The sequence below is a fragment of the Nostoc sp. CHAB 5715 genome, from assembly GCF_020829685.1.
Lineage (GTDB): Bacteria > Cyanobacteriota > Cyanobacteriia > Cyanobacteriales > Nostocaceae > Nostoc.
Genome location: NZ_JAIVFR010000418.1, coordinates 1 through 6206 on the forward strand (window position 1 = coordinate 1; position 6206 = coordinate 6206).

The 6206-nt window shown below is 45.0% G+C and carries 7 protein-coding genes; 5 read left to right on the forward strand and 2 right to left on the reverse strand.

All coding sequences use genetic code 11. From position 1 onward, the window contains the following. Positions 1-157 precede the first annotated feature (157 nt). A complete protein-coding gene (locus LC574_RS21845) occupies positions 158-469 on the forward strand; it encodes a DUF29 family protein (RefSeq protein ID WP_229455591.1) in 312 nt (103 codons plus the stop codon). Between the two features lie 8 nt (positions 470-477). On the opposite strand, the gene LC574_RS21850 is transcribed toward LC574_RS21845, so the two are convergent. Next, positions 478-1278: a PhzF family phenazine biosynthesis protein gene (locus tag LC574_RS21850; RefSeq protein ID WP_229455592.1), complete on the reverse strand. Its 801-nt coding sequence runs from the start codon at positions 1276-1278 to the stop codon at positions 478-480. A gap of 300 nt (positions 1279-1578) precedes the next feature. On the opposite strand from LC574_RS21850, the gene LC574_RS21855 reads away from it, so the two are divergent. The 3 genes from LC574_RS21855 to LC574_RS21865 are packed head-to-tail and all read left to right on the forward strand — an operon-like array spanning position 1579 to position 3778. Continuing rightward, positions 1579-1809: a hypothetical protein gene (locus LC574_RS21855; protein ID WP_229455593.1), complete on the forward strand. Its 231-nt coding sequence runs from the start codon at positions 1579-1581 to the stop codon at positions 1807-1809. 47 nt (positions 1810-1856) lie between these two features. Then, on the forward strand, positions 1857-3239 hold the full coding sequence (locus LC574_RS21860; protein WP_229455594.1) for an aminopeptidase P family protein: 1383 nt from the start codon (positions 1857-1859) through the stop codon (positions 3237-3239). A 53-nt stretch (positions 3240-3292) separates the two neighbouring features. Further along, on the forward strand, positions 3293-3778 hold the full coding sequence (locus LC574_RS21865; protein ID WP_229455595.1) for a hypothetical protein: 486 nt from the start codon (positions 3293-3295) through the stop codon (positions 3776-3778). Between the two features lie 196 nt (positions 3779-3974). Here LC574_RS21865 and LC574_RS21870 read toward each other — a convergent pair whose 3' ends face one another. Beyond that, on the reverse strand, positions 3975-4343 hold the full coding sequence (locus LC574_RS21870; protein WP_229455596.1) for a hypothetical protein: 369 nt from the start codon (positions 4341-4343) through the stop codon (positions 3975-3977). A gap of 264 nt (positions 4344-4607) precedes the next feature. Here LC574_RS21870 and ffh point away from each other — a divergent pair, with 264 nt between their 5' ends. Beyond that, entirely contained in the window at positions 4608-6074 is a 1467-nt protein-coding gene (gene ffh / locus LC574_RS21875) for a signal recognition particle protein (protein ID WP_229455597.1), read from the forward strand. Positions 6075-6206 lie beyond the last annotated feature (132 nt).

Below are 6206 nucleotides of genomic sequence, written 5' to 3' on the forward strand. Positions count from 1 at the left end.
GGTCAATCGAGTCTTTTCCAGATCGGTAACGCCAATCCCAACACACCGGCGGTTCGCTCTAACGCTGTTTCCGTGATGAAAGACGGGAAAGTGGGGGTAGGAACCCACACCGTTGCACCGAACAGTACCTTCCAGGTTTTCGGTTCGGTAAGTGCCAATGTCAGAGTCATTACGGCAGGAGGAGCACTGGCTGAAGACGATTACACGGTTATTTCAAGGGCTACATCTGCCATTACACTCACTTTGCCGGATCCTGCTACCTGTAAAGGAAGGGTGTACTACATTATCAACAACGGGAGCCAGCCTCAAGTCTTATCCAGAAGAAGTTTTAGCCCAGTGCTACCATCGGGGATTGAAAGCTGCTAGTAATGAAACTGAACTACCAATAGATACGTTTCCAGTGGAGTGTCCTTATTCCATTGCCCAAATTCTTGATGCTGAGTTTTTACCGGATGCGATTGATTTGTAATATTAGATTTATCCGGTAATTAACTCACCTCGCATAACAGTTACCGCTTGTCCGCTAAGAAAGACGCGATCGCTTCCGTCATAATACACCTTCACCACTCCACCGCGACTGGATGCCTGATAAGCTAATAACTGATCTTTGTGCAAGCGATCGCGCCAGAAGGGAGCGAGACAACAATGAGCCGCCCCAGTTACAGGGTCTTCATCAATCCCTAAACCCGGTGCAAAGAAGCGAGAGACGAAATCATATTCAGAATCAGAGTTGGTAAGGCTGGTGACAATGATCTCAGAAGTAGGCAATGTTTTCAGTATTTGGAAATTTGGCTGTATTTGCCGTACCAAATCTTCAGATTCCAATTCCACTAAATAGCCCAAGGAATTCAAGAAAACAGATTTGTATGGGACACTCAAAGCAGCCTTGAGTTCTCGCGGGGCGACTGTTGTTTGTGAGTGATTCACCGGAAAATCTAACTCAATCCACTTACCTTGCAATTTAGCAATCAGCACTCCGCTTTTGGTGTAGAAACGCGCAACTTCATTAGGTGACAAATGCCCCTCTGACCAAAGTACATGAGCACTAGCTAAAGTTGCATGACCACAAAGCGGTACTTCCACCTTGGGCGTAAACCAACGCAGATTGAAGCCATCATCCTGTCTAACTAAAAAAGCCGTCTCAGATAAATTCATCTCCTGCGCTACATTCTGCATCCAACCTTCGTCTTGGGGAGTAGGCAGAACACAGATAGCAGCAGGATTACCTGCAAAAGGTATATTGGTAAAAGCATCAACCTGAGTAATGGTTTGTCCCATTAGAGTCACCTTCAAAATTAGACAGCATTAGGACTTACGCAAACTCTACGATTCTTGGCGTTCTTGGCGTTCTTGGCGGTTCGATAAATTAAGCTTTTCAGCACTTTTTGCGTAAGTCCTAAGCATTATATTTATCAGCAGTGCGTTAAAGATTTATGACAACCTTGCCATTATTATGAGGCTGCGGATCATTTGTAGGGTAGCACAGCTGTGCTACCAAAGCGCGTGTTACATCCAAACGATAACCGCCATATACAGTACCTGATAAATTAGGAATACAATCTCCAAGAACTAGGATTAATGTCAAAGCAAAAGGGAATAATAAAAATCTTTAGAAGCATCTTTGCTGCTGTAAACTTAGCGCTAATTTCTGGAGTATTAGTTAGTTGTGTTGAAGTACCGCAGCCATCTGCTCCAACTGAGCAACGAAAACCAGTCATACAACCTAACCAGAATGACGAAGATGATGATAACAAAGATGGCGATCGCAACAATGATAAAGACGATGACGATAAAGACGATAACGACTAAATAAAGGCAAAGCTATAACCTTTACTCTTCTTTTTGAATTTCTATTTATGCTGATCGAACAAACTTCTACTTCCCTAATCGATACTTTACGCCACCGACGGCAACAACTAGCCAACCTCATTGATTTTCCAGTAATTCTGTGGTCAGGTAGCAACAGTCCGCGCAACTTTCCTGCAAATTCCTTTCCGTTTCGCGCTAGCAGTCATTTCCTCTATTTTGCTGGACTACCATTACTAAAGGCGGCAATTCGTTTAGAAGCAAGCAAGCTAGAACTATTTATCGACGATCCATCACCCAGCAGCGCCCTTTGGCATGGAGAAATGCCAACGCGCGAGGAAATAGCTCAGAAGATTGGGGCGGATGTGGCTCGACCAATGGCAGAATTAGAGTCTTGGTTAGAAGATGCCGCCACACTTGCTGTACAAGATGCAGCTACTTGGACGCAACAATCGCAGCTATTAAATAGATGGGTTTTACCACAAAGTCCTCCCCAAGGAATTGACTTGGAGTTAGCTAAAGCGATCGTTTCTCTGCGCCTCACTCATGATGAAGCTGCATTAACCCAGTTGCGAAAAGCTGCGCTTGTCACTGTTGAGGCGCACAAAGCTGGTATGGCAACAACACCTAAAGCCAAAGTGGAAGCAGAAGTTCGTGCAGCAATGGAAGGGGTTATTATTGCCCACAATATGACTACCTCCTACAACAGTATTGTTACCGTTCACGGTGAAGTTTTGCATAACGAACAGTATCACCATCCCCTACAAGCAGGTGACTTATTACTTGCCGATGTTGGCGCTGAAACTGAGACTGGTTGGGCAGGTGATGTCACTCGAACGTGGCCAGTATCTGGTAAGTTTTCATCTACCCAAAGAGATATTTATAATGTTGTGCTGGCAGCCCATGATGCTTGCATTGCCAAAATACACCCTGGTGTAGAGTATGGGGACATTCATTTGCTAGCTGCCACGGTCATAGCTGAAGGTTTAGTAGAGTTAGGCATTTTACAAGGAAATCCCCAGGATTTAGTAGAGATGGATGCCCACGCGCTGTTTTTCCCTCATGGTATCGGTCATCTACTGGGTTTAGATGTTCATGATATGGAAGATTTGGGCGATTTAGCTGGGTATGAAGAGGGACGTTCTAGGAGCGATCGCTTTGGCTTAGGCTATCTCCGTTTAAATCGTCCTTTGCGTCCAGGAATGTTAGTCACAATTGAGCCTGGTTTTTATCAAGTGCCAGCAATTTTAAATAATGCCAATGTCCGCTCAAAATATCAGAATGTGGTGAATTGGCAGCGTTTATCTGAATTTGCTGATGTACGCGGAATCCGCATTGAAGATAATGTTTTAGTTACCGCAGAAGGTAGCGAAGTTTTAACAGCCGCATTACCAAATGATGCCGATGCTATAGAAAATTTAGTAGGTTGTTAATCTGTGCATCATGCCTTGCTAATTGATAGCGTAAACACATAGGATGTTACCTTATGATCAAAAAACCCATAGGATTACTACTCAACGGAGTTATTGTCACCTTCGGACTATTGCCATTATTAGCTCAAGCACAGCAGCCGGTTTCTGATACCCAAGTTGCGGCGATGGTAGAGGCATTGCGACAGGCTGCACCGCAGACCAAAAATCCCAACGATGGACTTTACAGCCAATGGCAAGTTAAACCAGAAACCCTCAAAGGCTGGTCAAGAACTTGTCTCAAACGAGAACTGACACCGACGCAGTTTGAAAACAGCCCTGCGATCGCTCGTCAAGTTGTATCCTGTATCATGCGCCGTGAGTTAACCAATCAGTTCCGTACCACCAACAATAATGAAATTGCATCTGTGCGCGGCGCAGCTTGTTGGTGGATGACTGGTAGCTATACAGGTTGTAACAAAAGCTTCACTGCTGAGTATGTGCAAAAAGTTGTCCGCTTTTATCAACAACAACGTTCAAAACCAGCAGCAACTCAATCATAAAAGGGCGATTACAACAGTTTTCAAATGAATAAGCCATGCGTAAAGCTCTCTTTTACAGGACTTACGCAAAAAAATTCATGAGAAAACGAACCGCATAGACGCGGAGCGGCTTCCCGCAGGGTAGGACGCAAAGGAATAAGAGTTTCAGAGAGTTATTGCGTAAGTCCTGTTTTAGAAAAAGACTGGCTTTATCCAGTTAAAGAGAAAGACTTTCCCAGTAAGTTAATGCCCATTCAAATGAACGTTTATCAAACCTTGTACCAATTTGATATATCTCTTCCCAAGAATATACTTTTTTTGAGACTCTTTCCTGTGTGCCTGCCAAGTTGGAGATTATTATGTAGTATTTGCCTCGTCCATGAACCTGCTGTTTAAGTGTATCTACTACTCTACCTGCTGGTCTAAAAGTCATTTGAACATCATCAACTGCTGGTTCCTTTTTGAGCATAACTGCGGGATGACCTTCTGAGCATACACAGTCTCCTTCATCTTCAGGGTCTTGTTTATTCTTAAAAAAAGACCACTGATGTCCAAAGTCACACATATATGCTCTATATTCTTTCATATATTTTCGCTCTCCTGCGCTTTATCAACTATTCACACTAAAATACTTACTTCATCTGTAGTGTTGGCATTTTCCCTTTGAAAAAATCAAAATTTACACCCAAAGGACGGTTTACTACTTCAATAAAGGTAGGTATCTGGTTGCTACAGTCGCAGTGAAAAATACTAAGCTGGTAGATAGCACGTTTAAACTTTAGCGGAAATTCCAAATCGCATTCATCGGCGGTTTAGAATTTCCCATTGGCGAACTACCTGTAATTACATTATGTTTGATGCTCTATCTGACCGTTTAGAAGCCGCCTGGAAAAAACTGCGGGGACAGGACAAAATTTCTCAATCCAACATTCAAGATGCATTGCGCGAAGTGCGTCGCGCCTTGTTGGAAGCAGATGTCAATCTCCAGGTAGTCAAAGATTTTATTAGCGAAGTCGAAGCCAAGGCACAGGGAGCCGAGGTGATTACCGGCGTGCGACCTGACCAACAGTTCATCAAAATTGTTCACGATGAATTGGTGCAGGTGATGGGAGAAGAGAATGTTCCCATCGCAGAAGCCCAGGAACAGCCTACTATTGTGTTAATGGCTGGGTTGCAAGGTACTGGTAAAACCACAGCTACCGCTAAGTTAGCTTTACATTTGAGAAAATTAGATCGTAGCTGTTTGTTGGTGGCAACAGACGTATATCGCCCAGCTGCGATCGACCAGTTGGTGACGTTGGGTAAGCAAATTGACGTACCAGTATTTGAACTAGGAAGCGACGCAGATCCCGTAGAAATTGCCCGACAGGGTGTAGAACGCGCTAGGGCAGAAGGTGTAAACACAGTAATTATTGATACTGCTGGTCGCCTGCAAATTGACGAAGACATGATGGCGGAATTAGCCCGCATCAAAGCAACTGTCCAACCCCATGAAACTCTGTTGGTGGTGGATGCGATGACTGGTCAAGAGGCAGCTAATCTTACCCGCACCTTCCATGAGCAGATAGGAATTACTGGGGCGATTCTCACCAAGATGGATGGTGATAGCCGTGGTGGTGCAGCGCTTTCGGTGCGAAAGATTTCGGGAGCGCCGATTAAGTTTGTGGGCGTGGGTGAGAAAGTCGAGGCACTACAACCGTTTTATCCCGATCGCATGGCATCGCGGATTTTGGGAATGGGCGATGTTCTCACCCTGGTAGAAAAAGCCCAGGAAGAGTTTGACTTAGCAGATGCTGAGAAAATGCAGGAGAAAATTTTGTCAGCAAAGTTTGACTTTACTGACTTTCTCAAGCAGTTGCGGATGCTAAAGAACATGGGTTCTCTGGGAGGCTTCATCAAGATGATTCCAGGGATGAACAAGCTCTCAGACGATCAGCTTAAGCAGGGAGAAACCCAGCTGAAACGCTGTGAGGCGATGATTAACTCCATGACTCGCCAAGAACGCCACGACCCCGATTTATTAGCCAGTTCTCCCAGTCGGCGGCGGCGGATTGCTGCTGGCTCAGGCTATAGAGAGTCAGATGTGACTAAACTGGTGGGTGATTTCCAAAAAATGCGATCGCTCATGCAGCAAATGAGTCAAGGTGGCTTCCCTGGAATGCCAGGAATGTTTGGCGGTGGCGGCATGGGCAACGCCTTCGCAGGCGCAGGCAATCGTCCCCCAGCCCCCGGATGGCGGGGTTATGGCGGTGATGCCACAGGCACGAAAAAGAAAAAAACCAAAGATAAAAAGAAAAAAGGCTTCGGTAATCTTTAATTATTGGGCATTGGGCATTGGGCATTGGGCATTGGGCATTGGGCATTGGGCATTGGGCATGGGGCATTGATAATTTGCTAATGACAAATGACTAATGACTAATGACTAATAGCACCAAATGCTAGACGAGTG

Excerpts from the sequence above, each read along its gene's own strand:
- LC574_RS21860 (WP_229455594.1), top strand. The coding sequence starts at position 1,857 with ATGCTGATCGAACAAACTTCTACTTCCCTAATCGATACTTTACGCCAC.
- ffh (WP_229455597.1), top strand. The coding sequence starts at position 4,608 with ATGTTTGATGCTCTATCTGACCGTTTAGAAGCCGCCTGGAAAAAACTG.
- LC574_RS21865 (WP_229455595.1), top strand. The coding sequence starts at position 3,293 with ATGATCAAAAAACCCATAGGATTACTACTCAACGGAGTTATTGTCACC.
- LC574_RS21845 (WP_229455591.1), top strand. The coding sequence starts at position 158 with ATGTCAGAGTCATTACGGCAGGAGGAGCACTGGCTGAAGACGATTACA.
- LC574_RS21870 (WP_229455596.1), bottom strand. The coding sequence starts at position 4,343 with ATGAAAGAATATAGAGCATATATGTGTGACTTTGGACATCAGTGGTCT.
- LC574_RS21855 (WP_229455593.1), top strand. The coding sequence starts at position 1,579 with ATGTCAAAGCAAAAGGGAATAATAAAAATCTTTAGAAGCATCTTTGCT.
- LC574_RS21850 (WP_229455592.1), bottom strand. The coding sequence starts at position 1,278 with ATGGGACAAACCATTACTCAGGTTGATGCTTTTACCAATATACCTTTT.